Annotated in this window: 24 protein-coding genes; 18 read left to right on the top strand and 6 right to left on the bottom strand. The window is 38.4% G+C overall.

The window, feature by feature from the left end; all coding sequences use genetic code 11:
* Positions 1–7: 7 nt before the first annotated feature.
* Positions 8–217, bottom strand: coding sequence for a small acid-soluble spore protein SspI (gene sspI / locus L6W14_RS16615; protein ID WP_004226361.1), 210 nt, complete (start codon positions 215–217; stop codon positions 8–10).
* A 238-nt stretch (positions 218–455) separates the two neighbouring features.
* On the opposite strand from sspI, the gene L6W14_RS16610 reads away from it, so the two are divergent.
* A complete protein-coding gene (locus L6W14_RS16610; RefSeq protein ID WP_237898428.1) occupies positions 456–983 on the top strand; it encodes an RNA polymerase sigma factor in 528 nt (175 codons plus the stop codon).
* 198 nt (positions 984–1,181) lie between these two features.
* The gene (locus tag L6W14_RS16605) at positions 1,182–3,326 is read left to right on the top strand and encodes a bifunctional diguanylate cyclase/phosphodiesterase (RefSeq protein ID WP_237898426.1); all 2,145 of its coding nucleotides are present in this window, start codon (positions 1,182–1,184) and stop codon (positions 3,324–3,326) included.
* A gap of 44 nt (positions 3,327–3,370) precedes the next feature.
* Here the strand turns inward: L6W14_RS16605 and L6W14_RS16600 are convergent, their stop codons facing one another.
* The 3 genes from L6W14_RS16600 to L6W14_RS16590 form a co-directional block, all read right to left on the bottom strand.
* Complete coding sequence (locus L6W14_RS16600) at positions 3,371–3,562, bottom strand: H-type small acid-soluble spore protein (protein ID WP_004226369.1); 192 nt, start codon at positions 3,560–3,562, stop codon at positions 3,371–3,373.
* Positions 3,563–3,574: 12 nt separating this feature from the next.
* Positions 3,575–3,739 (bottom strand): YfhD family protein, encoded by a 165-nt coding sequence (locus tag L6W14_RS16595; RefSeq protein WP_004226371.1) that lies wholly within the window; start codon positions 3,737–3,739, stop codon positions 3,575–3,577.
* 131 nt (positions 3,740–3,870) lie between these two features.
* Positions 3,871–5,280, bottom strand: coding sequence for a glycoside hydrolase family 18 protein (locus L6W14_RS16590; protein WP_237898422.1), 1,410 nt, complete (start codon positions 5,278–5,280; stop codon positions 3,871–3,873).
* Positions 5,281–5,432: 152 nt separating this feature from the next.
* Here L6W14_RS16590 and L6W14_RS16585 point away from each other — a divergent pair, with 152 nt between their 5' ends.
* The 3 genes from L6W14_RS16585 (at position 5,433) to L6W14_RS16575 (ending at position 8,700) form a co-directional block, all read left to right on the top strand.
* Entirely contained in the window at positions 5,433–6,782 is a 1,350-nt protein-coding gene (locus L6W14_RS16585; RefSeq protein WP_237898416.1) for an FAD-binding oxidoreductase, read from the top strand.
* Between the two features lie 124 nt (positions 6,783–6,906).
* Positions 6,907–7,698: an alpha/beta fold hydrolase gene (locus L6W14_RS16580; RefSeq protein WP_237898415.1), complete on the top strand. Its 792-nt coding sequence runs from the start codon at positions 6,907–6,909 to the stop codon at positions 7,696–7,698.
* A 24-nt stretch (positions 7,699–7,722) separates the two neighbouring features.
* The gene (locus L6W14_RS16575) at positions 7,723–8,700 is read left to right on the top strand and encodes a sensor domain-containing diguanylate cyclase (protein WP_131521375.1); all 978 of its coding nucleotides are present in this window, start codon (positions 7,723–7,725) and stop codon (positions 8,698–8,700) included.
* A 7-nt stretch (positions 8,701–8,707) separates the two neighbouring features.
* Here L6W14_RS16575 and L6W14_RS16570 read toward each other — a convergent pair whose 3' ends face one another.
* Positions 8,708–9,103, bottom strand: coding sequence for a (deoxy)nucleoside triphosphate pyrophosphohydrolase (locus tag L6W14_RS16570; protein WP_237898414.1), 396 nt, complete (start codon positions 9,101–9,103; stop codon positions 8,708–8,710).
* A 174-nt stretch (positions 9,104–9,277) separates the two neighbouring features.
* Between L6W14_RS16570 and L6W14_RS16565 the strand changes: the two genes are divergently transcribed.
* From L6W14_RS16565 to pheT, 3 genes are all read left to right on the top strand, one after another.
* On the top strand, positions 9,278–10,042 hold the full coding sequence (locus tag L6W14_RS16565; protein ID WP_131521377.1) for a TrmH family RNA methyltransferase: 765 nt from the start codon (positions 9,278–9,280) through the stop codon (positions 10,040–10,042).
* 390 nt (positions 10,043–10,432) lie between these two features.
* Positions 10,433–11,470 (top strand): phenylalanine--tRNA ligase subunit alpha, encoded by a 1,038-nt coding sequence (pheS, locus tag L6W14_RS16560; protein ID WP_004226385.1) that lies wholly within the window; start codon positions 10,433–10,435, stop codon positions 11,468–11,470.
* A 12-nt stretch (positions 11,471–11,482) separates the two neighbouring features.
* Positions 11,483–13,900, top strand: coding sequence for a phenylalanine--tRNA ligase subunit beta (pheT, locus tag L6W14_RS16555; RefSeq protein ID WP_237898413.1), 2,418 nt, complete (start codon positions 11,483–11,485; stop codon positions 13,898–13,900).
* A gap of 182 nt (positions 13,901–14,082) precedes the next feature.
* On the opposite strand, the gene rnhC is transcribed toward pheT, so the two are convergent.
* A complete protein-coding gene (rnhC, locus tag L6W14_RS16550; RefSeq protein ID WP_237898412.1) occupies positions 14,083–15,006 on the bottom strand; it encodes a ribonuclease HIII in 924 nt (307 codons plus the stop codon).
* A 135-nt stretch (positions 15,007–15,141) separates the two neighbouring features.
* On the opposite strand from rnhC, the gene zapA reads away from it, so the two are divergent.
* From zapA to L6W14_RS16500, 10 genes are all read left to right on the top strand, one after another.
* On the top strand, positions 15,142–15,402 hold the full coding sequence (gene zapA, locus L6W14_RS16545; RefSeq protein WP_016991554.1) for a cell division protein ZapA: 261 nt from the start codon (positions 15,142–15,144) through the stop codon (positions 15,400–15,402).
* Between the two features lie 5 nt (positions 15,403–15,407).
* Positions 15,408–15,947 carry a CvpA family protein gene (locus L6W14_RS16540; protein WP_004226395.1) on the top strand — a complete coding sequence of 180 codons (540 nt, stop codon included), beginning with the start codon at positions 15,408–15,410 and terminating at the stop codon, positions 15,945–15,947.
* Between the two features lie 58 nt (positions 15,948–16,005).
* The gene (gene polX / locus L6W14_RS16535; protein ID WP_131521380.1) at positions 16,006–17,715 is read left to right on the top strand and encodes a DNA polymerase/3'-5' exonuclease PolX; all 1,710 of its coding nucleotides are present in this window, start codon (positions 16,006–16,008) and stop codon (positions 17,713–17,715) included.
* Between the two features lie 17 nt (positions 17,716–17,732).
* Positions 17,733–20,099: an endonuclease MutS2 gene (locus L6W14_RS16530; RefSeq protein ID WP_054549978.1), complete on the top strand. Its 2,367-nt coding sequence runs from the start codon at positions 17,733–17,735 to the stop codon at positions 20,097–20,099.
* Positions 20,100–20,121: 22 nt separating this feature from the next.
* Positions 20,122–20,535: a DUF350 domain-containing protein gene (locus L6W14_RS16525; RefSeq protein WP_008179180.1), complete on the top strand. Its 414-nt coding sequence runs from the start codon at positions 20,122–20,124 to the stop codon at positions 20,533–20,535.
* A 447-nt stretch (positions 20,536–20,982) separates the two neighbouring features.
* Positions 20,983–22,677, top strand: a complete 1,695-nt coding sequence (locus L6W14_RS16520) for an AMP-binding protein (RefSeq protein ID WP_131521382.1) — start codon at positions 20,983–20,985, stop codon at positions 22,675–22,677.
* A 54-nt stretch (positions 22,678–22,731) separates the two neighbouring features.
* Positions 22,732–23,397, top strand: a complete 666-nt coding sequence (locus L6W14_RS16515) for a fatty acid metabolism transcriptional regulator FadR (RefSeq protein WP_371824156.1) — start codon at positions 22,732–22,734, stop codon at positions 23,395–23,397.
* Positions 23,398–23,411: 14 nt separating this feature from the next.
* Entirely contained in the window at positions 23,412–24,185 is a 774-nt protein-coding gene (locus L6W14_RS16510; protein WP_131521383.1) for an enoyl-CoA hydratase, read from the top strand.
* Positions 24,186–24,299: 114 nt separating this feature from the next.
* The gene (locus L6W14_RS16505; RefSeq protein ID WP_131521384.1) at positions 24,300–25,073 is read left to right on the top strand and encodes an electron transfer flavoprotein subunit beta/FixA family protein; all 774 of its coding nucleotides are present in this window, start codon (positions 24,300–24,302) and stop codon (positions 25,071–25,073) included.
* A 47-nt stretch (positions 25,074–25,120) separates the two neighbouring features.
* Positions 25,121–26,098: an electron transfer flavoprotein subunit alpha/FixB family protein gene (locus L6W14_RS16500; RefSeq protein ID WP_237898410.1), complete on the top strand. Its 978-nt coding sequence runs from the start codon at positions 25,121–25,123 to the stop codon at positions 26,096–26,098.
* Positions 26,099–26,186: the final 88 nt, after the last annotated feature.

The raw sequence follows: 26,186 nt of genomic DNA, 5'->3' as shown, positions 1-26,186 counted from the left end.
TTAAAAATCAGTTAGCAAATACTTTTTCTAGTTTTTGAACAAATTCATCTTGTTCAGATGGACTGGATTGCTTCCACCATTTTTCAAAAAACACCCCAAGCCCTGGTAATAAATGCTCTTCTCCACGATTAATAGCATCTTCCACAATGTCTTTGAATTCTGCGGCAGATTGACCATGTACATTCGCTGTAATTGCATCTCTTATTTGAAAATTCATCTATATCGCCTCCTTAGTAGTAATTTGTCCAACTATCGTTTAAATATGTATGAAATACCAAAGAAAATAGATAATTTTTGCAATAACTTTAGAGGAATTATGACTAAATATGCCAGGCATTTTATTCTTTCTGCGCGCTGAAATGTTGAAAATGGGCATTAGCTCTCAAACAACATGACAGTCTAAGATTGTGTTACCTAGGAATATTAAACTGTGCACAGTTGACAGGAAGAGTGGTATGTCCATTCGCAACAATCACAAGCTTTCATTCACACAATCTTTTGAAGAAATTTTAGAGGCTGTGCAACCAATGATTACAGCCATTTTTAAGCAGCTTCATATTTACAAGGATTTTGATTACTATCGTCATATTGCTTCTATTGCGGTATGGAGGGCATGGCTAAAAGCAGATCCAGCAAAGGGACAATTTTCTGCTTATCTTTATTCTTCGATAAAAGGTGAGATTCTAAATGAATTATCAAAGGAAAAAAACTATTCAGAGCGAATAACGGTTGTTGATGGTGAAACACTCAATTTTATTCTTAGTGACTTGGAGGGATGGGACAATCAAAAAAATCCTAGCTTACTTGAAATTAAGTTGTCTCAGCTTAAGCAGATAGAAAGAGAAATATTACTACTTTATTATGTAGAAGGTTACAGTGATCAAGAAATAGCTAATGCATTAGGCTTATCCGCTGTTGCTATTAAAAAAAGAAGAGGTAGAATCATTCAGAGATTGAAACGTCAACTTTCCAGGGTGGAATAAAGAACTAAAAATATCAAAAGTATGCTAATATTGAAATAAAATGAATATTAGCATACTTCACATAGGTGCATACAAATTCCGATAAAAGTGTTATGATTTGTAAGAAGTCAAAGAAATATACAATTCAAATTTAAATAATCGATATAGATAGATAAAATTTCCTAGTGAATGTTTATATAGTAGTATGGAGGGTTTGGAGTGGAGAGATGGTTTAATCAGATAGAGAAAAAAGAAATTTGGTACATGGTATTACCCTTATTACTTGTCATACCATTACTGAGCTTTAGCAATCAAATATATGGTGTTTTCCAAGGTAACATGTATCAAGATATGAAATTGGTGATACAAATATTAATCATTGTTTTTACAATGGCAATTGCGATCCAATCCTATTTAGTATTTTCACACTTATTATCCAATCAAACTTTATACATAGGAAACATGTTTTTCATTATTGCCTTATTAGAATTAGTTAGCTTGTTTTTTAGCCAATCTAGAGAATGGTACTTTATGAACGAGCCCCTACATATATTAATGCGTTTATACTTAGCCATTGGATTTATACTTATTATTTTAAACCCTAAAAAGCGATTAACCATGAATCATCGGATACTGACATATGGTTGTTCGATGCTTTTCGTTCTAGGAAGCGTTTTTCTGGCCTATAATTCGCCCAAAGTATTGCCTAAAAATTGGTTAGATACGATTGATAATATGGTACACCTAATTGCTATTATTCTTCAAATTTTAACCATTGCTATTGTTAGTACATATGTAAAAAAATTACCAAAGCGTTCCATGTGGCTAATTAGCGCAGCTATTTCCCTTATTGTGAGTGATGTCTTCTTTATTGTTAGTCAAGATCAAAATGCGATATGGGATTTCTCAGCACTGATCTATCAGTTTTTAGCATTCTATTTTTTCCTAAAGGCGATTTATTATACATCTGTGGAAAAACCCTTTCAGCAGCTGTTGAAAATTAAAAAGGATCTTGAACAATCTCAAAAGGAGCTTCGATTTCAAGCTTATCATGATGATATTACATTGTTGCCAAATGAACATTTTTTACTTAAGACGTTAAAAGAAAATTTACATGAACATAAAGCGCAAAAGGCTATCATTGCCATAGAAATTGATCGCTTTGCGGCGATTCGTTCGTCCATTGGGATTAGTAACTCTAATAAAATGATGAAACTTGTTGCAGAGCGAATTCAATTGATTGTACCTCCCCATTATTTTGCAACTAAACTGCGTGAAGGACAATTTGTTATTTATATTGACCATGTAAAGACGATTGAGGAACTACTACAATTTTGCTTAAATCTTAAAAGTGCCATGACAGATCCTTTACAGGTCCAATTATTTTCATTGAATGGCAGTCTAAATATTGGGATTGCTCTCTATGAGGAGCAATGGACTGGTGAAGAGCTATTAATGCATGCACAGTTAGCGATGCGAGAAGCTAGACAAATACCTCAAAGATTTCTTTTTTATAAACCGTACATGTCTAAAGGTATTGCAGATCGAATATTGTTAGAGCAAGACTTACATAATGCGTTAGCCAATAATGAATTTTATTTAGACTATCAACCACAGGTCAACTTAAAAACAGGCACCATTGAATCGGTCGAAGCTTTGGTTCGCTGGCGTCATCCAACTCGGGGCTTTGTTCCACCTGATATCTTTATTCCTATTGCTGAAGAATGTGGCCTTATTATCCCACTAGGTAAATGGATTTTAGAAACCGCATGCACTCAAGCGAAAATATGGGAGAAACAAGGCTTACCTTCGATGAAAGTGGCAGTGAATTTATCACTTGGCCAGTTATTTCAACAGGATTTAGTAGAAATGGTACAAGATATTTTACATCGTACCAATTTAGATCCGTCATTTTTACAATTAGAAATTACAGAAAGTATGACGATGAATATTGATCAAATGACACAGCTATTACATGAGTTAAAGGCATTAGGCATCCAAATTGCTGTAGATGATTTTGGAACAGGTTATTCCTCTCTATCTTATTTAAAGGAATTCCCAATTGATTGTTTAAAAATTGACCGCACATTTGTGAGAAACGTGCCACATAATCCGAATGATGAAGCACTTGTTTCCATGATTATTTCGATGGCTAAACATTTACGTTTGAAGGTTGTGGCAGAGGGCATTGAAGAAGTGGAGCAATTATCTTTTCTAATAGATGGTGGCTGTGATTATATTCAGGGCTATCTATTCAGTAAGCCAATATCCCCACAGCAAATTACCGAAACCTATAAAGATTTACATCATCGTGTGGAGGAAGTATTAACACAACTTCAATATATTGAAGATTATAGTATTTAAAAAAAGAACCTGCTTATTACTATTGAGTAAGCAGGTTCTTGCTTTTAGTGAACGAGATATTCTTCTTTTAATTCGGATATAGCTACTTCAGATCGCTCTTCTAAAGAACGGCGTAGGTGAACTGTCGCTGTTTTTTCATCATCGTGGAGCTGATCGATCCAGATGGAAACGCCATTATAGCTCACTTCAAATTCTAAAGGTGAGGCGACAATTTCTTGTGCACGTTGAAAATCCAACTGAAGCCCCCCTTATTTTTTCTGCTTATTCTTATTTTGCGTGACTGTGTTAATTAGCTCCATAAACTCTTGAGAAAATTCCTCACTCACCTTGTTTGGTGCAATCTTTTGGTTTTTTGGCGTTTGAGGTAATGAGCCTTTATTATTGCTTTGACCTTGTTTATTGTCTCTTCCCATGTGAGTTGCTCCTTTCCTATTGATATACATTAATATGGCTTTGAAATGAACTTTTTATCCCGTCAGCACAGATTGCACTTCACAAGGAAAAATTCGCATAGCTCTTTGTTGATTGCGAACAATAATGTGTATTAAGATTTTTTAACAGAAAAATTATCGTTTAATAAAACCCAATTTTGAGGAAACGGGAATCCTAATGCCCAATAACTAATGCCACGTAAATTGTAATGTTTAGTCATGTCGAATTTGGCTTGTGCACTTCTCGCATCTTCAAACCATACCTCGTGCTGCCTTCCTTGCTCATCAACATATCGATAAAAAGGAGATTGGGCCGTTGGATCATATTGGATTGTTGCCCCGTACTTGATGGCCCTATTGAGCGCTTCCTGTGGGCTAAACGTTTCGGCTTCTTGGCCTTTGACATGAGGTAAGAGCCAATCACGCGCATACAACTCAAAGCCCAATAAGATTTTATCAGCTGGTATTTCAGTTAAAGCATACTCCACGACTCTTCGCATTTCATTAATCGGGGAAATGGCTTGTGGAGGGCCAAGACGATAGCCCCATTCATATGTCATTAATACAACAAAATCTGCTATTCTCCCATGTGCTTCGTAATCATGCGCTTCATATAATGTCCCAGTTTGTGAAGCGCTTGTTTTAGGGGCGAGTGCTGTTGAAACCAAATAGCCTTTTGGATGAAGTGTATCTACAGCCAGTTGAATAAAGGCATTGAAATTTTCACGATCAGCAGGTAAAACATTTTCAAAATCAATATTTAATACTTGATAACCTTTATCTTGCATCACCTGTAATACATTATTCATGACCTTTTTACGTAACTCTGCATTGGACAAGACGACATGTGCTAAATTAGAGCCTTCTTCTGTAGAAGTAAAATTAGTGAGCGTTAACATAGGGATAATATGCTTAGCCTTTGCTGCCGCTATCATATTTTCATCATGAATGGGCTGTAATGTCCCATCTTCCTTCATCTTATAAGCAAAAGGACTAAAATAAGTTAGTAGATGACCAATAGCATTAATGGAGTCTACAGCTTCTTCTGAAGGTTGGTAGGAATAAGCATTGACTTCAATCATTGGTAAATTTCTTGGAATCATCAATTGTGAACCAACATACAGCATATTGGGATTGTTTAGTTTATTTTCTACAGCAATGGCTTGAACGGTCGTACCATAGCGCTGTGCTATTTGCCATAAAGTTTCTCCTGGCTGCACGATATGAACAATGGGTGGAATAATTAATTTCGTTCCTGGTGTTAATTGATTGGGATTCGTTAGATGATTTTCTAATATGATAGATTGCAAGGGAACGCTAAATTTCTGTGCGATTGACCATAACGTATCTCCTTTTTGAACGGTATAAATTGTATAAGGAGAAGGGATAACCAGTGATTGTCCGATGGCTAATTGATCAGGAGTAGCTAATGCATTTAATTGGCTAATAGATTGAACGGGTACAGCATAACGATTAGCGATTTGCCACAGTGTTTCGCCAGCACTTACCACATGGATAAGCATAGAACACCTCCAACACGTTGTTATTAGTGCATCATATGTTTCAAGTGTGAAAAAGAGTATTTTAGTGTGAGTCCAGTAAAATAGTTGAAAAGTCAAATTCTTTCTCAATGAGTTGCATAGGATAAGTATCATTGTGAGAAAGGGGCTTGATGTTGAAAAAGGCGAAGCTCACAGGAAGAATCGTCACGCCTGAAGATTCGGATTATGAACAAGCGAGAACGAATAATAATTTAACTAATCCCAAATATCCGAGTGTCATTGTGTTTTGTCAAAAAACGAAAGATGTGGTTAATGCCTTAAAATGGGCTAGAGAAAACAATGAGCCTTTCAGAATTCGAAGTGGTCGTCATAGCTATGAAAATTTTTCTTTAGTAAATAAAGGGCTTGTCATTGATGTAAGTGATATGAATGATATTTCGGTAAATCTCTCAGAAATGACGGCTAGGATTGATGCTGGAGCTAATATGGGAAACGTATACCGTACATTATGGGAGCATGGTGTTACCATTCCTGCTGGTACAGAAAGTAGTGTTGGGGTGGTCGGTTTAACCCTTGGTGGAGGGATTGGGATGCTATCACGACCGTTTGGATTAACTTGTGACAATCTTATTGAAATCGAAACGGTGGTTGCTAGTGAACAGGAGGGTGCTCAGGCAATCAGAGCGAATAAGCAACAACATCATGATCTTTTTTGGGCAAGTCGTGGTGGAGGAGGCGGCAATTTTGGTATCGTCACTTCTTTGACATTCAAGCTTCATGCGATTAATGACGTATCACTCTTTTCTATTACATGGGGATGGGATGACTTTGAAGTGGCCTTTGATGCATGGCAAAAATGGGCTCCCTATACAGATAAGCGTCTAACCTCACAGATTGAGCTAAAAACAAAGGAAGTAGGTGAGATAGTCGCACAAGGTGAGTTTATAGGAACAGCAGCTGAATTAAAGAAATTGCTTCGCCCTCTTAGAAAAACAGGCTTGCCAACAAGTATTTGGATAAAGGAAGTGCCATATAGCAAGGCAATAGAATTTTTTGATTTACCAAGCGGTAATCAGCCTGCCTTTCGAAAAAGATCAGGGTCATTTTTGGAGAGACCGTTTCCATATAAGGCGATTCAGAGAATGAAAGAATTTTTAGCCCATGCACCTAATTCAAATACAACAATATGGCAACAGTCTTTAAGAGGAGCAGTAGGTGAAATTGCTCCCCAGCATACAGCCTATCACTATCGCAATGCGATAATAGCTCAAGAATATAATACTTCCTGGAAAAACCCAAAAGAGGAAGAACAAAATATTAAGTGGGTAGAAAATTTACGTCAAGCTTTATCACCTTATACGTCTGGTGATTATGTGAATTTTCCAGATCGATATATTAAGGACTGGCATACAGCCTATTACGGACGCAATTTTAGAAGGCTTCGTGAAGTGAAAACAAAATATGATCCCTATAATGTATTTCAATTTCAGCAGAGTATCCCACCTATAAGGAAGTGGTTGTAGCTGGAGAATGGAGCAGGTGAAGCGGCACTCCTGCTTCTTTTTGATTTTCACGTTTTAGCTTGATAAATACTGTATAAGGGGTCACAATAAAACTATTACATATATTTCTAAAAGGATGATTGGAATGGAAAATATTGTTGTTCGTAATAATGTAACAATACTCGGACATGGAGACCAACCGCTTATTTTTGCACATGGATTTGGCTGTGATCAAAATATGTGGCGTTTCATTACACCTGCATTTATGGACAAATATAAGATTATATTATTTGATTATGTAGGCTCAGGTAACTCAGATATAAATGCCTATTCATCAGAAAAATATCAATCGTTACAGGGCTATGTACAAGATTTATTGGACATTATTGAAACGCTATCATTACAAAATAGTATTTTTGTAGGGCATTCCATTAGTGCCATGATAGGACTGCTCGCATCTATCCAGCACCCTGACTATTTTAAGAAATTGATTATGATTGGTCCTTCTCCCTGTTATTTAAATGATAATGGTTATCGAGGGGGATTTGAGCGAAGTGATATAGCAGAGTTACTAGACATGATGGAAATGAACTTTACAGGTTGGGCTAGCTATATGGCACCTATTGCAATGAGTAACCCTGATCAGCCAGCATTAACACAGGAACTGAAGCAAACCTTTATAGCAGCAGACCCTATCATTGCAAAAGAATTTGCTGAGGTCACATTTTTATCTGATCATCGAAGTGAATTACCAAAGGTCTCCGTTCCTTCGTTAATTATCCAATGCTCGGAAGATAGTATTGTGCCAATTAGTGTAGGGGATTATTTACATCAGCATCTCAAAAATAGCACGTTACAATTAATGGAAGCAAAAGGTCATTATCCACATATTAGTCACCCAAATGAAACGATACAATGTATTGCAGATTTTTTGTAAGGAAAAATGAAAGGATTTTCAATAATGGAAAAACGACTCAACAATGCACCATGTGGATTTCTTTCCATCACACATGAAGGGCTTATTTCAGAAATCAATCAAACCCTGCTAGATTGGATCGGCTATGAGCAAGAGGAATTATTACATATGCATCTAGAAATTCTTCTATCTACGCCCAATAAGATGATTTTTCACTCTTATTTTTATCCTACGATTAATCTAGAGGGGCAAGTAGAGGAATTATTCATTCATCTCAAACAGAAGGACGGAATGTCGGTTCCGTTTTTAATGAATGCTAAATTGTACAAAGAGGATTTGGTAGAGCGTATTGATTGTATTTTAGTAAAGATGAAAAAGCGTATAGATTATGAACAAGAATTACGATCAGCCAAAAAACTACTTGAGGCTGCCTACCAAGAAAAGGATCGTGCATTAGCTAATTTGGAGCAAATTCATGTAGAAATAGAACTTCAACAGGCGAAATTATTGGAAATGAATGCTGCTTTAGTAGAATTATCAATGACTGATAAACTGACTGGCTTGAAAAACAGGAGATTTTTCCAGGAACAACTCGAACAACATTTTAATCGTTTTCATGAGACAGCAGTACCTTTTTCGTTATGCATTTTAGATATCGATCATTTCAAAAAGGTCAATGATACATATGGTCATCAAATTGGAGACGATGTCCTCGTTCAATTGGCACAACTATTACAAATACAAGTACGTCTGGAAGATATCGTCGCTCGTTATGGTGGGGAGGAGTTTATGATCATCTTACCAGAGACCGAGATACCTGTTGCAAAAGAAATCGGCGAAAAAATTAGGCACACCGTGGAGCAGGATGGTTGGCCAACAGGTCATCTTACGATCAGTATGGGAATTGCCACAGTAACTTCAGAAGATACAGAGACGACATTGATAAAAAAAGCAGATAAAGCATTGTATGGATCGAAAGAGCATGGACGAAACAAAGTCACTCATTTTCATGAGATAAAGTGAATAGCCTTTACAATTCGGCTATTAATTTTTGAATAGAAGGAAGATCTGCTGGGGCAAATGGGAGGTCAAGCAATTGGTTGCGGGGAACCCATCTTGCTTCAGCATGTTCTAGAATTTGGGGTGTGCCTTTTATAATTGAAGCTTTGTATGTTTCTAAATGAACAGAAAATTGTTCGTATTCATGGAGTGTTACAGCCACTAGTTTACCTACTTGAATCAGACAGTTAAATTCCTCAAGGATTTCTCGATAAAGTGCCTGTTCAGGTGTTTCACCCTGCTCTATTTTACCGCCAGGGAATTCCCAATAGTTTGCTAATACCATTTGGGGATTTCTTAAAGCACAGAAAATTTCTTGTTGCTCATTTTCAATAATAGCCCCTACTACATGTATTGTTTTTTTCATTTATATACCTCACTTTGTGTCTTCATTAGATGTGTATGATTATAGCATGTTTAAGTTGTACGCCACTTGCCACCACAGGAAAATAACAGTTTTCTTACTTAGCTATGAAATTTGCCATTTCGTAGGGTATAATAGTAGTGGTCAATATATAGGAAAAAGGCGGTAAGAGGTACGATGAAGAGAATTGAATCTACGCAAAATGCGTTAGTGAAATATTGGAAAAAGTTAGCAACAACAAGAAAAGAGCGTGAACGTTCGGGTGAATTCCTAGTAGAAGGCTTTCATCTTGTTGAAGAAGCATTAAAAAATAAAAAGCAAGTATTACAAATTATAGTGCGTGAAGGTATAGATTTACCAATGTTATGGCCAATCGATGATATAGCTATTGTAGAGGTATCGACTGCGGTAGCGAAGGAATTCGCGGAGACAGAAACTTCTCAAGGTGTTTTTGCTGTATGTAAACAGCCCGTCTTAGAGGATAATGTGATGACTACTTGGCGAAAAGTGTTATTAATTGATGCTGTCCAAGATCCAGGTAACATTGGAACGATGATTCGTACAGCAGATGCTGCAGGTTTAGATGCTGTAATTTTAGGAAAAGGCTGTGCCGATCTTTATAATCCTAAAACACTACGTGCTGCTCAAGGCTCCCATTTCCATATTCCGGTAGTGCGTGGAGATTTAGCAGAATCGATAGATATATTACAGGATCAAGGTGTACCAGTATTTGGTACTGCATTAGACGAGGAAGCGGTGCCATATAGTGATATTCAGCATACGGGTGCATTTGCGATTATTATGGGGAATGAAGGAAGTGGCATTCAGCCTCAGTTATTAGCGATGACAGATCAAAATATGATCATTCCTCTTTTTGGACAGGCTGAATCATTAAATGTCGCAGTAGCAACAGGTATTGTTTTATATGGCTTTGCCAAGTAATTAATTGTTCATTGTGGGATTGAGGCAGTTGTCTCTTGATTTGCTACAGCCCATTATTGTATAATTTATTCTAAAATGTATGTTTAAATAATAAATGCTTTGACCGGGAAGTAGTAAAGATTGTGAATGGACGACAGGGAGCGTAGGCCAGAGATTGAGAGCCAACGCCGTATCAATGCAGTTTTGAATTCAGCCCGCGAGCAGCTACCGGGACCAGTGTAATGCTGTAAAGGTAAGCCGGCTTTATCAAGTCGTTATGTCAATGAAGTGATTGTAAGGCTTTGCTTTGCAATAACTAGGGTGGTACCGCGAAAATGTCCTCGTCCCTTTTTAGGGGCGAGTTTTTTTATGCCTAAAAAGCAGGCATTTATTTTCTGAGGAGGTTTTAACATGGAAGAGCAATTAAAACAATTAGAGCAAGAAGCACTTGCTAAAATTGAAGCAGCTGCAAATTTAAAAGAATTGAATGAAGTACGTGTTGCGTATTTAGGAAAAAAAGGACCTATCACTGATTTACTAAAAGGGATGGGCAAATTATCAGCTGAAGAACGTCCGAAAATGGGTGCTTTAGTGAATAATGTTCGTGAAAATGTAACGGCAGTATTAGAAACAAAGATTACCGTGTTGGAAGAGGCAGCCATTGCTGAAAAATTAGCGAGTGAGTCGATTGATGTCACTTTACCAGGTCGAGAAATTAAAGTGGGGAATCGTCACCCTTTAACACGTGTCATTGAAGAAATTGAAGATTTATTTATTGGAATGGGCTATGAAATTGCTGAAGGTCCAGAAGTGGAGAAGGATTACTATAACTTTGAAGCACTAAATTTACCAAAAGGACATCCAGCTCGTGATATGCAAGATTCGTTCTATATTTCCGAGGAAATATTATTACGTACCCATACTTCACCAGTACAGGCTCGTACGATGGAAGCCAAAAAAGGTGAATCGATTCGCATAATTTGTCCTGGTAAAGTATTCCGACGTGATAATGATGATGCAACACATTCACATCAGTTTATGCAAATTGAAGGTTTAGTCATTGGCGAAAATATTCGCATGAGTGATCTTAAAGGTACATTAGATACGTTAGCGAAAAAAATGTTTGGTGCAGACCGCGAAATTCGACTGCGTCCGAGCTTCTTCCCATTTACTGAGCCATCAGTAGAAATGGATATCTCTTGTTTCAAATGTGGTGGAGCAGGCTGTAACGTATGTAAGGGCACTGGCTGGATTGAGATTCTAGGAGCAGGTATGGTGCATCCAAACGTATTAGAAATGGCTGGCTATGATCCAAAGAAAGTATCTGGATTTGCATTTGGTATTGGTGCAGAACGTATTGCGATGTTGAAATACGGTGTTGACGATATTCGTCATTTCTATACAAGTGACACTCGCTTCTTATCACAATTTGAGCGAACAGAAGCGTAAGGGGGATAAAACATGTTAGTATCATTAGAATGGTTAAAAGATTATATCAATACACAGGACTTAGCACCTGAGCTGTTAGCAGAAAAAATTACACGCTCTGGGATCGAAGTAGATGCAGTAATTGATCGTGCTAATGCTATGGATAAAGTTGTAGTTGGTTATGTAGTTTCTAAGGAGAAACATCCAGAGGCGGATAAGTTAAATATTTGCCAAGTTGACGTTGGCGAAGCAGAGCCTCAACAAATAATTTGTGGTGCACCGAATGTTGATGCGGGTCAAAAAGTCATTGTTGCTCGTCCAGGTGCACATTTACCAGGTGGCATTAAAATCAAAAAAGCAAAACTTCGCGGTCATGAATCGAACGGAATGATTTGTTCCTTACAAGAGCTTGGAATCGAAGGAAAGCTTGTGCCTAAGGCGTATTCAGAAGGTATCTTCGTCCTACCAGCAGATGCAGAAGTAGGGGCAGATGCACTGGCTATATTGGGCCTACGTGATACAGTGTTGGAGTTAGGACTAACACCAAACCGCTCAGATGCTCTTTCAATGCTAGGTGTAGCATATGAAGTAGGTGCTATTCTTTCAGAGGAAATTAAATATCCAGAAATTTCCTATCAAACTGCCAGTGAAAAAGCACAGGATTACCTGAAGCTTCATGTAGAAGATTTACAAGCAAATCCTATGTATGTAGCAAAAGTTGTGAAAAACGTAAAAATTGGTGAATCACCAATGTGGCTACAAAATCGTCTAATGGCTGCGGGAGTACGTCCACACAATAATGTCGTAGATGTAACGAACTATGTATTAATGGAATATGGTCAACCTCTACATGCTTTTGACTATGATAGCCTAGCGACGGGTAAAATCGTTGTTCGTAAAGCAACAGAAGGTGAAAAAATCACAACATTAGATGACCAAGAACGTACATTAAAAGCTTCAGATTTAGTCATTACAAATGGCAAAGAGCCAGTAGCCATTGCTGGTGTAATGGGTGGTGCTAATTCAGAGGTAACAGATTCAACAACGACTGTTGTCATTGAGTCAGCCTATTTTGATGGTTTAACAGTGCGTCAAACGTCTCGTCATCTTGGCCTACGCTCAGATGCATCGGCTCGTTTCGAAAAAGGGGTAGACCCAAATCGTGTCTTACCAGCTGCCGAACGTGCTGCCGCTCTCCTTGCTGAATTAGCAGGCGGTGAAGTATTAGAAGGTACATGTTTAGTAGATGAGTTAGATAAAACACCAGCGCGAGTAGTCGTTTCCCCAGATTTTATTAATGAACGTTTAGGTATGAAAATTGCATTAGAAGATATGCTTTCTATTTTAGAGCGTTTAAAATTTGGTGTAGAGGCAGCAAATGGTTTATTAATTATTGATGCACCAACACGTCGACAAGATATTAAAATTGAAGAGGATATCGTGGAGGAAATTGCTCGTCTTTATGGTTATGATGAAATCCCAATGACATTACCAGAGGGTGCAACACAAGTAGGTAATTTATCACCTTACCAAGCAAATCGACGTGTTGTTCGTCATTACATGGAAGGGGCTGGCCTGTATCAAGCGGTAACTTATTCGTTAACGTCGGATGCATTGTCACAACGTTTTGCTTTGAAAGCAGAGCCGGTAACTCGCTTGCTTATGCCAATGAGTGAGGAGCGTTCTACATTACGTCAAAGCCTTATTCCACATTTAATCGAAGCGGCGGCTTATAATGTTGCACGTCAAGCTGAAGGCGTGGCTTTATATGAAATTGGTTCCGTGTTCCTTGGTCAATCAGATGAGGGGCAACCATATGAGGAAGAGCATGTGGCAGCAGTACTAACTGGCAAATGGCTAGACCATGCTTGGCAAGGTGAGAAAAAAGCTGTAGATTTCTTTGTGTTAAAAGGTATCATCGAAGGTGTCATTGGCAAACTTGGCTTAGCAAATCGCCTGACATTTGTGAAATCACAAGTGGATGGCTTACATCCAGGTCGTACAGCTAGCATTTTATTAGATGGCAAGCAAGTCGGCATCATTGGTGGACTTCACCCAGCAGAGCAAAAAGCATGGGGTGTAAAAGACACGTATGTAATGGAAATGAATTTAGTGGCCCTATTAAATGCAACGGCACAAGAAGCACCACTTGCCTACACACCAGTGCCTCGTTTCCCAGCTATGTCTCGTGATATCGCTCTTATAATGGACCGTACAACAACAGCGGGCGAAGTAATGGAAGCCATTGATGCAGCGGGTGTGAAACTATTAAAAGATATCCGCGTATTCGATGTTTACGAAGGGGAGAAAATGGAACCAGGTAAAAAATCGGTTGCCTTCTCTCTCACATATTTTGATCCAGAACGTACTTTAACAGACGAAGAAGTAGTGGCCGCACATAACAAAGTATTAAAAGCCATTGCTACGATTGCAGGCACAGAAGTACGCTAATATAATGAAAAAAGACTGTCTGACGAGGCAGTCTTTTTTTGTTTGAGAATGGTGAAGATGATGATCCAAAAGGTGAAGAAAGAGTGATCCAAAAAAGAGGAAAGCGCTCAAAAAGGTTCCTAATGCGTCTCACGCTCATCAGGAACCCCAAAAAAGCTTTTTTAAGCAACCAATAGTATGATTTACTTCATCTTCCGTGCTTTATCAGTGTTGGCGAAATGCCATTTTGTGATGGAGCGTAGAAATTCTTCGCCCTGATTACACCAGATTCGGGCTGCTTGCACATCTACCTTGTTAGAGGCGCCCTTCATTAATGTAAGCCCTGTAATGTCACTCAAACGGTCCATTTCCTTTAAAAAGGCAGCACGAGCTAAAATAGATGCTGTAGCCACAGCTACATGTAATTGTTCTGCTTTAGTAGAAAAGTAGACATTCTCTTGCACAAGGTCACGTTCATTTTTTAAATAATTGTAATAGACACCACGTTCAGCAAACTGGTCGATTAGAATAAATTCAGGTTTTTCAGGAGCCATTTTTGATAGCGTGTTTTGTAGTGCCCTGTTATGCATCATGGCTTTCATTTTACCTTGGGAATAGCCTTTCGCTTGTAAGTTGTTATATTTCTCGTTGCGTAAGACGAGAACACTATGGACACAGGCTGCACGCAAATCAGGTGCAATTTTCCTCATATAGTCATCTGTTAGCATTTTTGAATCTTTTACGCCAAGCTCATTCATGAGTTCGATTTTGGAAGTAGGCACATATACTGCTGCTACAGTGATTGGACCAAAATAATCACCTGTGCCTGTTTCGTCTGAGCCTAAAACAGACATGGTTGCGAAATTGTTAGGCAGTACATCCCCTTTTGCCCCGATAGTGGAGAGTGGCGTAGCAGTTTTTTCAACAGTTCCCCAACGTGCTGCCTCACGTTCAGCACCGCCCCCCTGAAACATTAATTTGCCTGATTTATACATAGTTATGGCTGTATCTGGTAGTTTTGCCGCAAAAATGACTCCCGGAGCCTTTCGTTCTATAAAGTGCGATGCATAGTAAGCCATCACCTCTTTTTGAATATTTGTTGAAATGGAAAGCACAATATTTGCCATTTAATCGTTCCTTTCTGTCCTCGTTGTTCACAATTTTATACCTTTCATGGTATGATAATAAATAGCTTTTTTGTGTGATGGTGCTCACAAGCCTCTAAAATCGTGTGTGCATCGAATTTATAGGAGGGTGCGACTATGGAAAAACAAGAAAAGAATAAAATTTCTGTTGAAATATATGGTCATACATATAAAATGGTCGGCTCTGAATCCATTGGCCATATGCGACTTGTTGCTTCGATTGTTGATGACCGTATGCGCGAGATGAACGTACATAATCCCTCACTTGATAGCACAAAACTTGCTGTTCTGACAGCAGTAAATACAGTTCATGATTATTTACTATTAAAAGAACGAATGGAGCAATTAGAAGAAGAATTGAAAAAGTTAAAGGGTTGAAGAGAATGTTAGATTTAATCATATTAGTGGTACTGTTAGCTGGTATAGGCGTCGGTGCAAAACGAGGTTTTATTGTACAGATGATGCATATTGTCAGCTTTGTAGTAGCCCTAATTGTTGCGTATATTTATTATAAGCCATTAGCACAAAAATTTGTATTTTGGGTTCCATATCCAGGCGTCACTGACACAGGCAGCCTTGGCGTTGTCATTGATAGTCTAGATTTAGACCGTACCTTTTATCGGGTAATTGCCTTTGCTGTTATTTTCTTTGCAGTAAAAATAACGTTGCAAATCGTGGCATCGATATTTGACTTTATCGCGTATTTGCCAGTGCTAAATACTGTGAATCGTTGGCTTGGGGCGTTACTTGGCATGATTGAAAACTATTTAATTATGTTTATTTTGCTATATGTGTGCGCCTTATTACCAGTAGATGCCATACAAAATTTAATGTCGAAGTCATTGTTAAGTGGTCTCATGTTGGAGCACACACCAATTATTACAAAGATGTTCCAAAACTGGTGGTATATTTATATGCAATAGTAACTATGCACTTCTCTCTGTCTTGAGGGAAGTGTTTTTACGATAGGAGGAATTACCAATGAATAAAAAAACAATTATTCGCACACTCGAAAAAATTGCTTTATATATGGAACTACAGGGAGAAAATCCATTCAAGGTATCAGCCTTTCGAAAGGCCGCGGCAGCACTAGAGGGGGACGAGCGATCATTAAGCGAAATGGATGATGTAACAAAACTCAAAGGGATTGGCAAGGGTACTGCGGCTGTAATAGAGGACTTAATGGCAACAGGTGAATCGAGTTTGTTAAAGGAGTTAGAAGAGGTTGTACCTAAAGGGTTACTGCCATTGCTAAAATTACCTGGCTTGGGAGGAAAAAAAATTGCGAAACTACACCAAGAGCTTGGTATTGACTCTGCAGAAAGCTTGAAGGCAGCTTGTGAAGCAGGAAAAGTACGTGAATTAGCTGGATTTGCTGTAAAAACTGAAGAGAAAATTTTAAAGGAGCTAGCCAATTTAGCAAATCGTTCAGAACGACTACCAATTTGGCAGCTTGAGCCTGTGGTTTTACAAATTGAGGCGCTTCTAGGTAGTATGAAGGAAGTAGACCGATTTTCAGTTGCTGGGAGTTTCCGTCGAGCGTTAGAAACTAGCAAAGATATTGATTTTATTGTTGTGACAGAAGCAGTGGAGGAAGTACGCGAAACGTTGTTAAATAGCTTGGCCATTCAAGAAGTCGTGGCGGCGGGGGATACAAAAATTTCGGTGATTTTAGACTTAGATGAACCAGTTAGCGTTGATTTCCGTTTAGTGAAAGACAATGAATATGCGACTGCGTTACATCATTTCACAGGTTCAAAAGATCATAATGTTCGTATGCGGCAAATTGCCAAAGCCCGTGGTGAAAAAATAAGTGAATATGGTGTGGAACAGGAAGATGGTTCCGTTTTAACGTTCCAAGACGAGGCAGCATTTTTCGCTCATTTTGATCTACCTTGGATTCCACCGAGCTTACGGACAGGAACAGCAGAATTTGACAAAACAAACATAATTCAAAACTTAGTTCGACTAGAGGATATTAAAGCTGATTTGCATATGCATACAACATGGTCAGATGGTGCATACTCTGTTGCAGAAATGGGCGAGGCGTTACTAGCACGAGGCTATCAATATAGCGTTATTACAGACCATTCGCAATTCCTAAAAGTAGCAAATGGATTAACACCAGAGCGTTTAGAAAAGCAGCGTGTAGAAATTGAGGCATTTAATGCAGCACATCCAGATTTTCATTTGTTTAAAGGAACGGAGATGGATATTTTACCAGACGGCTCCCTTGATTTCGAAGATCAAGTGTTAAAAGAGCTCGATTTTGTTATTGCTTCCATTCATTCTAGTTTTACACAATCGCAAGATAAAATTATGGCACGTTTACTAACAGCTATGCAAAATCCCTATGTTCATATGATTGCCCATCCGACTGGTCGAATTATTGAAGATCGCGATGGTTATAATCCTGATATGAAACAGTTAATTGCGTGGGCAAAGGAATATGGTAAAATTTTAGAGTTAAATGCAAATCCGTATCGTCTCGATTTATGTGTAGAACATTTAGAAATGGCATGCGCAGCAGGTGTGCCAGTAGCCATCAACACAGATGCACATGATATTGCACATTTACGTTTTATGGATATTGGGGTTCGCTATGCAAATAGAGCATGGTTACCGAAAGATATGATTGTGAATACATGGACGCGTGAACAGTTTGAAGCGTTCATCCAACGAAATAAATAGCTGAGGAGGTGTTCTCAGTGATTGCAGAACGCGCATTGAAAACACTAGAATACGATAAAGTTAGGCAACAAGTGGCTTCCTATTGTACTTCCTCTATTGGTAAATCTGCCATTGAGGAGCTTGTGCCACAAACAGATTTTGATAAAGTAGTACAATTATTAGAGGAAATGGATGAGGGACTATCCATTTTGCGTGTGAAGGGCAATGTACCAATGGGCGGAATTTTTGATGTCCGTCCCTCTGCCAGACGTGCTCAAATAGGAGGCATGTTAGCAGCAGTAGAACTAATGGAAATTTCGAGCACGATTCGAGCAAGCCGAATTCTACGCAATTTTATTGAAGATTTAGAAGCCGATGAAGTGATTGATATTCCCCATTTCATCTCCAAAAAGGAAGCAATGCCTGTCCTAACAGGATTGCAACATGAAATTAATAACTGTATTGACGACAATGGAGCTGTCTTAGATTCTGCTAGTCAAACATTGCGCTCTATTCGCCAATCTTTGCGTGCTGAAGAAGGGAAAGTCCGCTCTAAGCTGGAAAGTTTAATTCGGGGAAGTAATGCAGCGAAAATGCTTTCTGATACACTTGTGACAATTCGTAATGATCGCTTTGTTATTCCCGTAAAGCAGGAATATCGTCACCACTATGGTGGGATTGTCCATGACCAATCTTCTTCTGGTCAAACCTTATTTATTGAGCCAGATTCTGTTGTCCAAGCAAACAATGAAATTCATCGCTTGAAAATGAAAGAGCAGGCTGAAATTGAACGTATTTTACTAGCATTAAGTGCAATGGTGCAAGAAGTAGCATCAGATTTATTTAACTTAGTGAAGGTATTAGGCGATATCGATGTCATTTTAGCAAAGGGCAAATATGGCCAAGCCAATAAATGTACAATGCCTAAAATGAATCAGGATGGTTATATCCGACTAATACGTGCGCGTCATCCATTGCTACCAATAGAATCAGCTATTCCCAATGACATTGAATTTGGTAAAGACATTACAGCTATTGTCATTACAGGTCCTAATACAGGTGGTAAAACGGTGACATTAAAAACGGTTGGTCTGTGTACATTAATGGCACAAGCTGGATTACCAGTGCCAGCATTAGATGGCTCAGAACTTGCTGTATTTGAGCAATTATTTGCCGATATTGGTGATGAGCAATCAATTGAGCAGTCACTTTCTACGTTCTCGTCCCATATGGTTAATATTGTTGACATCCTACAAAAATTTGATCACGAATCACTTGTTCTTTTTGATGAGTTAGGGGCAGGTACTGACCCACAGGAAGGGGCAGCCTTAGCCATTTCAATCTTAGACGAAGTACATGGGCGCGGTGCTCGTGTAATGGCTACAACTCACTATCCTGAGCTAAAAGCTTATGGCTATAATCGACCAGGTGTAGCCAATGCCAGTGTAGAATTTGATATTGAAACTTTGAGCCCGACCTACCGTCTACTTATCGGTGTACCTGGGCGCTCAAATGCATTTGAAATTTCCAGTCGTCTTGGTTTACCTGAATCCATTATTGATCGTGCTAAAGGCTTTACTGGAACCGATCGACATGAGGTTGAATCGATGATTGCCTCATTGGAAGAAACACGTCGCCAATCTGAAGATGATGCAGAGCGTTCGCATGCATTGCTATTAGAATCAGAAACATTACGTAAAGAGCTTCAAGATAAATTGCAAGCCTATGAGGAGCGTAAAGAGGCGCTTGATAAGAAGGCGAAGGAAAAGGCGCGTAAAATTGTTGATGAAGCAAAACGTGAAGCAGAAGCGATTATTGCAGAGCTTCGAGAAATGCGTAAAAATGCTGATCAAGTTGTCAAGGAGCATGAATTGATTGAAGCACGTAAACGCTTGGAAGAAGCAACACCACTTGAAGACAATAAAGTGCTAAAAAAGGCGGCACAAGTCAAAGCTCGTGCACAAAACTTAGTTGTCGGAGACGAGGTAAAGGTGTTAAGCTATGGTCAACGAGGTACTTTGTTAGAAAAGGTGTCGAATACTGAATGGGTTGTCCAAATGGGGATTTTAAAAATGAAAATCTCAGATAGTGATTTGGAATATATTAAACCTGAAAAAGAGCCTGTATTACGAACAGCTGGTGTGAAAAATCGAAATAGTCATGTGAAACTAGAATTAGATTTACGTGGTGAACGTTATGAGGATGCAATCGTAAGAACAGAGAAATATATTGATGATGCATTACTCTCTAATTATGGTCGTGTGTCCATTATTCATGGAGTTGGTACAGGGGCTTTACGTCAAGGAATTCAAAGCTATTTGAAAAAGCATAAGCGCGTAAAATCCTTCCGTTTTGGTGAAGCCGGTGAAGGGGGCTTAGGCGTCACAATTGTTGAATTGAAATAAGCTATAAAGGGGACGGAGAAAAATGCTGAATTCTGGCTTTTGGCGATATCCAATTATCGAAACGGCAGGATATTTTAGTGTTGTAGTATTATGTTTAGTCGTCTCGATGGCATTGTTCGAAGTCGTTACGAAATATAAAAATTGGGAAGAAATTAAAAAAGGTAATGTCGCTGTGGCTCTTGCAACAGGTGGAAAAATACTAGGGATTTGTAATATCTTCCGCTTTTCCATTGCACGTCATAGTACATTAAGTGAAATGATCGGTTGGGGCCTTTTTGGCTTTACATTATTGATTGTAGCGTATTTCTTATTTGAATTTATGACACCTCGTTTTAACGTTGATCAAGAGATTGCCAATGATAATCGCTCAGTTGGTTTCATTTCCTTTACCATTTCAGTCGGTCTTTCGTTTGTAATTGGGGCAAGTATTGCATAGGAGTGTCATGACATGGAAAAATTAGCAAAAGTACTAATCGTTGTCTGTATTGCATTTTTGGCAGTAGGTGTCTACTATATGTTAACGATTTAAATAAAAAACGCATTCTCTTTATGAGGATGCGTTTTTTGTTAATTGTACATAGCATAAATTTCTACTACAACCTATTAACTTTCTTTCATAAAACTCTATTAAAGGGTAGAAAAATTATTTTGATAATATAGGAATATGCTGATTGTTTTTTTATGGAGTGACTCGAGAATGAACGAGCATTCATAAGGTGTATTGAAATAAATCCTGATAAATACCAATCATATTAATGTTGTTAATTGCATAATAATTAATCGAAAATGCATTTATTTTCTATTTTCTGTTTGAAACTGTATTTCTTTTTCATTATAATAAATATAAGAATTGACAAAGTTTGGGACAAAGGGGAGAGGACGTATGACAGCAAAACCATGGCTAGCAAATTATCCTGAAGAAGTACCATCGTCTTTAACGTTTGAGGAAATTCCAGTGCAAGAGTTTTTGACACGTGCCTATAAAAAGAATCCATCCAAAGTAGCGATTCATTTTATGGGAAAGGATTTGACGTACACCGAGCTATATGAGTCAGCTTTAAGGTTCGCAAACTATTTACAAACACTAGGTGTGGAAAAGGGAGATCGAGTAGCAATTATGTTGCCTAACACGCCACAAAGTGTAATCGCTTACTATGGTGCCATGTATGCAGGTGCTGTTGTAGTACAAACAAATCCACTTTATACTGAACGTGAGCTTCAATATCAAATGGCTGATTCAGGAGCAAAGGTTATTCTTGTCATGGATATTTTATATCCGAGAGTCATGAAAATTATGAAAGAGACTGCTCTTGAAAATGTCATTGTGACAGCTATTAAGGATTATTTACCATTCCCAAAAAATTTAGTCTATCCATTTATTCAAAAAAAGCAGTATGGCTTTAGTGTCAAGGTTGAACATAGCGGTCAAAATCATCTGTTTTCAGAAATAATGCGTTCAGCACCAATTAAGATAATTGACAATATGCCATTTGATTTTGAAGAAGACCTAGCACTCCTTCAATATACGGGTGGGACAACAGGTTTCCCAAAAGGCGTTATGCTGACCCATAAAAATTTAATTGCCAATACGACAATGTGTGATGCTTGGATGTATAAATGTGTTCATGGTGAAGAAACCATTATGGGCATTCTACCATTCTTCCACGTCTATGGCATGACAACTGTTATGCTTTTATCTGTATTCACTCAAAATAGAATGGTGCTTTTACCGAAGTTTGATGCAGAAACGGCATTAAAAACAATTGATAAACAAAAACCAACTCTGTTCCCCGGCGCACCAACCTTATACATCGGCCTTTTAAATCACCCAGACATTGCGAATTATGATTTATCATCCATTAAGGCATGCCTAAGTGGCTCTGCTTCATTGCCGATTGAAGTGCAAGAGAAGTTTGAGGCGGTGACTGGTGGAAAGCTAGTAGAAGGATATGGGTTAACTGAAACCTCACCTGTAACACATGCTACGCCAATTTGGGGGAAGCGGGTGATTGGCTCGATTGGTTTACCTTGGCCAAATACAGAAGCGGTTATTTTACGTACAGGTGATACAGAAGAGCTACCTATAGGTGAAGTTGGTGAAATTGCTGTTAAAGGACCACAAGTAATGAAGGGCTACTGGAACCGTCCGGAGGATACAGCTGCGACATTTGCTGATGGTTGGTTTTTAACAGGTGATCTTGGTTATATGGATGAGCAAGGCTTCTTCTATGTAGTAGATCGTAAAAAAGATTTAATAATAGCAGGCGGCTTTAATATTTATCCACGTGAAGTAGAAGAAGTGTTATATGAACGTGAAGAGATCCAAGAGTGCGTAGTAGCAGGCATACCTGATCCGTATCGTGGTGAAACAGTTAAAGCTTATATTGTATTAAAAGAAGGATATTCGATTACTGAGGACGAATTAAATAAATATTGCCGTCAGCATCTAGCAGCTTTTAAAGTTCCGCGTTATTATGAATTTAGAGAAGAGCTGCCAAAAACAGCTGTAGGAAAAATTTTGCGTCGTACGTTAGTTGAAGAAGAAAAAACAAAATTAGCGAATAAAGAAGCGAAATAAATACGTGTGAAAGTATTGACAAGCAATGCTGTAAAATATAATATGAAAATATGAATGAATGACCATTCATATTTTCATATTTTTTTAGGTTTACACGTCATATCGACGTGCGCATGTTTTTTAGGTGGTGATATAAAAGTGAAACGAGATAAGCCAAAATATAAACAAATTATTGATGCAGCTGTCATCGTTATTGCGGAAAATGGGTATCACCAAGCGCAAGTATCGAAAATCGCCAAACAGGCAGGGGTGGCCGATGGAACAATCTATTTATATTTTAAAAATAAAGAAGATATATTAATTTCTGTCTTTAATGAAAAAATGGCTGTTTTTGTAGAGTCATTACAAGATATAATAGAAAAGGGGAGTACGTCTAAAGACAAACTTTCACGAATGATTGAAAATCATTTTAATGTTCTAGCGACAGATCGATACCTAGCAACTGTCACACAATTAGAGCTTCGCCAGTCAAACAAAGACTTACGATTAAAAATTAATTCCGTATTGCGCGAGTATTTACAGCTACTTGATCAAATTTTAATCGAGGGTATGCTTACAGGTGAGTTCAATCAGACGATGGATGTACGCTTGGCTCGACAAATGGTTTTTGGAACAATTGATGAAACTATTACGTCGTGGGTTATGAATGACTATCGATATGATTTGATGGAACAGGTTCCAAAGGTTCAGGCATTAATCCTGAACGGCATTAAAGCTTAAAAGGATGTGGAGAAATGGAATTTCTAAGTTGGAAAGTAGAAGATGGAGTAGCGATTATTACAATTGCACGTCCACCAGCAAATGCATTATCTCGCGGTATTATTGCAGAAGTTAACGCTGTGCTAGATGCTGTAGAACACGATGATGCTGTAAGAGTCCTTGTACTTCATGGTGAAGGCCGTTTCTTCTCTGCAGGGGCAGATATTAAAGAATTTATTGGGGTAGAATCTGGAGAGGAATTTACAAAGCTAGCTAGCAACGGGCAGCAGGTTTTTGAGCGTGTTGAATCGTTTTCTAAGCCTGTAATTGCAGCCATCCATGGTGCGGCATTAGGCGGAGGGCTTGAGTTAGCAATGAGCTGTCATATGCGATTTGTCACTGAATCAGCAAAATTAGGTTTACCTGAATTACAATTAGGGCTTATTCCTGGTTTTGGTGGTACACAGCGCTTACCACGCTATGTTGGAGTAGCTAAGGCTGCTGAAATGATGTTTACAAGTGAACCAATCTCTGGTAACGAAGCTGTTCAGTGGGGCTTAGCAAACCGTTCATTCCCAGACGAAGCATTGCTAGAAGAAACGTTAAAGATTGCTAAGAGCATTGCTAAGAAAAGCCCAATTGCTTTAAAAGCAGCTATTCAAACATTGCAATATGCAAAGCATGCATCATTCTATGAAGGCATTGAAGCAGAGGCGAAATCCTTTGGGACAGTATTTGTCACAGAAGATGCCAAAGAAGGAATTCAAGCATTCATTGAAAAGCGTGAGCCTGTGTTTACTGGCAAATAATTTTCCAAATGTCGATAGCAACGTTCAGTATGTTATCGGCGTTAACGAAACTGAAAATATATAATATTTATAAGTTTACTTAGAATTATAAAACGTTCCAGGAGGTATGGATATATGAACATTTTTGCATTAATTAAACGTACGTTTGATACAGAAGAAAAAATCGTTGTGTCGGGTGGTAAAATCCAAGAGGACGGCGCAGAATTCATTATCAACCCTTATGATGAATATGCCATTGAAGAAGCAATCCAAGTTCGCGATGCTGCCGGTGGTAAAGTAACAGTGGTGACAATTGGTGGCGAGGATGCAGAGAAGCAATTACGTACAGCGCTTGCTATGGGAGCAGACGAAGCAGTGCTTATTAATACAGAAGATGATTTAGATGAGCTAGACCAAAATGCAGCAGCTTATCTACTAGCAGAATACTTAAAAGATAAAGATGCAGATTTAATTTTAACAGGAAATGTTGCGATTGATGGTGGTTCAGGGCAAGTGGGTCCACGTGTAGCTGATCTATTGGATATGAATTATGTTACTACGATTACAAAACTTGAAATTGACGGAACATCTGCGAAAATTGTTCGAGATATCGAAGGGGATTCAGAGGTAATTGAAACTTCTTTACCGTTATTAGTAACTGCTCAGCAAGGTTTAAATGAGCCTCGTTACCCATCTCTACCAGGTATTATGAAAGCGAAAAAGAAACCGCTTGCAGAGCTTGAGTTAGATGATTTAGATATCGATGAAGATGATGTAGAAGTGAAGATTGAAACAGTAGACATCTTCTTACCAGCTCAAAAAGCAGCAGGCCGTATTTTAGAAGGCGACCTTTCTGCACAAGCAAAAGAACTGGTAAATCTACTTCACACGGAAGCAAAGGTTGTTTAATTATTGGATGTCAATCGAATCTTAAAGGGTAACGGAGGGAATATGCTATGTCAAAAAAAGTATTAGTATTAAGTGAAGTTCGTGAAGGAAGCTTACGTAATGTTTCTTTCGAAGCAATTGCAGCTGCAAAACAAATCGCTGATGGTGGCGAAGTTGTTGGGGTACTTTTAGGGGATGCTGTAGCAGGTTTAACAGGTCCACTATTTGAATATGGTGCTGATCGAGTAGTAACAGTGGAACATCCACATTTAAAACAATATACATCTGATGGCTATAGTCAAGCATTATTAGCTGTTATCGAGCAAGAACAACCAGCAGGTATTGTCTTTGGTCATACAGCAAATGGGAAAGATTTATCGCCAAAAATTGCAAGCAAATTGCAAGCAGGTCTGGTATCTGATGTCACTGCTATTGAAGGTGCCGGCGATGATGTGGTATTCATCCGACCAATTTACTCTGGTAAAGCCTTTGAAAAGGTAAAAGTTAAAGAAGGCGTTGTTTTAGCTTCTATTCGTCCAAATAACATTACACCTTTAGAAAAAGCAGATGGAAAAACAGGTGATGTGTCTGCAATCACTGTAGAGATTACAAACCTGCGAACAATTATTAAAGAAGTTGTTCGTAAATCTTCAGAAGGTGTAGATCTTTCAGAAGCGAAAGTAGTTGTTGCTGGTGGTCGTGGTGTGAAATCAGAAGAAGGTTTCGAGCCATTAAAAGAGCTAGCTGATTTACTAGGCGGTGCAGTAGGTGCATCACGTGGTGCATGTGACGCTGAATACTGTGATTACTCGCTGCAAATCGGACAAACAGGTAAGGTTGTAACACCAGATCTTTATATTGCAGCAGGTATTTCGGGCGCAATTCAGCATTTAGCTGGAATGTCCAATTCAAAAGTCATTGTTGCTATCAATAAAGATCCTGAAGCAAATATTTTCAAAGTAGCGGATTATGGTATCGTAGGAGATTTATTTGAAGTTATTCCGCTTCTAATTGAAGAATTTAAAGCATTAAAAGTGAATGCGTAATACAGATGCAGGAAGGGATAACCCTTCCTGTTTTTTTATATTGCTTTCCATTTTAAAAAGTACTATTTGAAAATTATTGCAAAATAAA

It is taken from the genome of Lysinibacillus sp. ACHW1.5, from assembly GCF_022014815.1.
Taxonomy (GTDB): domain Bacteria; phylum Bacillota; class Bacilli; order Bacillales_A; family Planococcaceae; genus Lysinibacillus; species Lysinibacillus capsici.
Note: the sequence above shows the minus strand (reverse complement) of the source record. Positions and strands in the feature narration are given on the sequence as shown.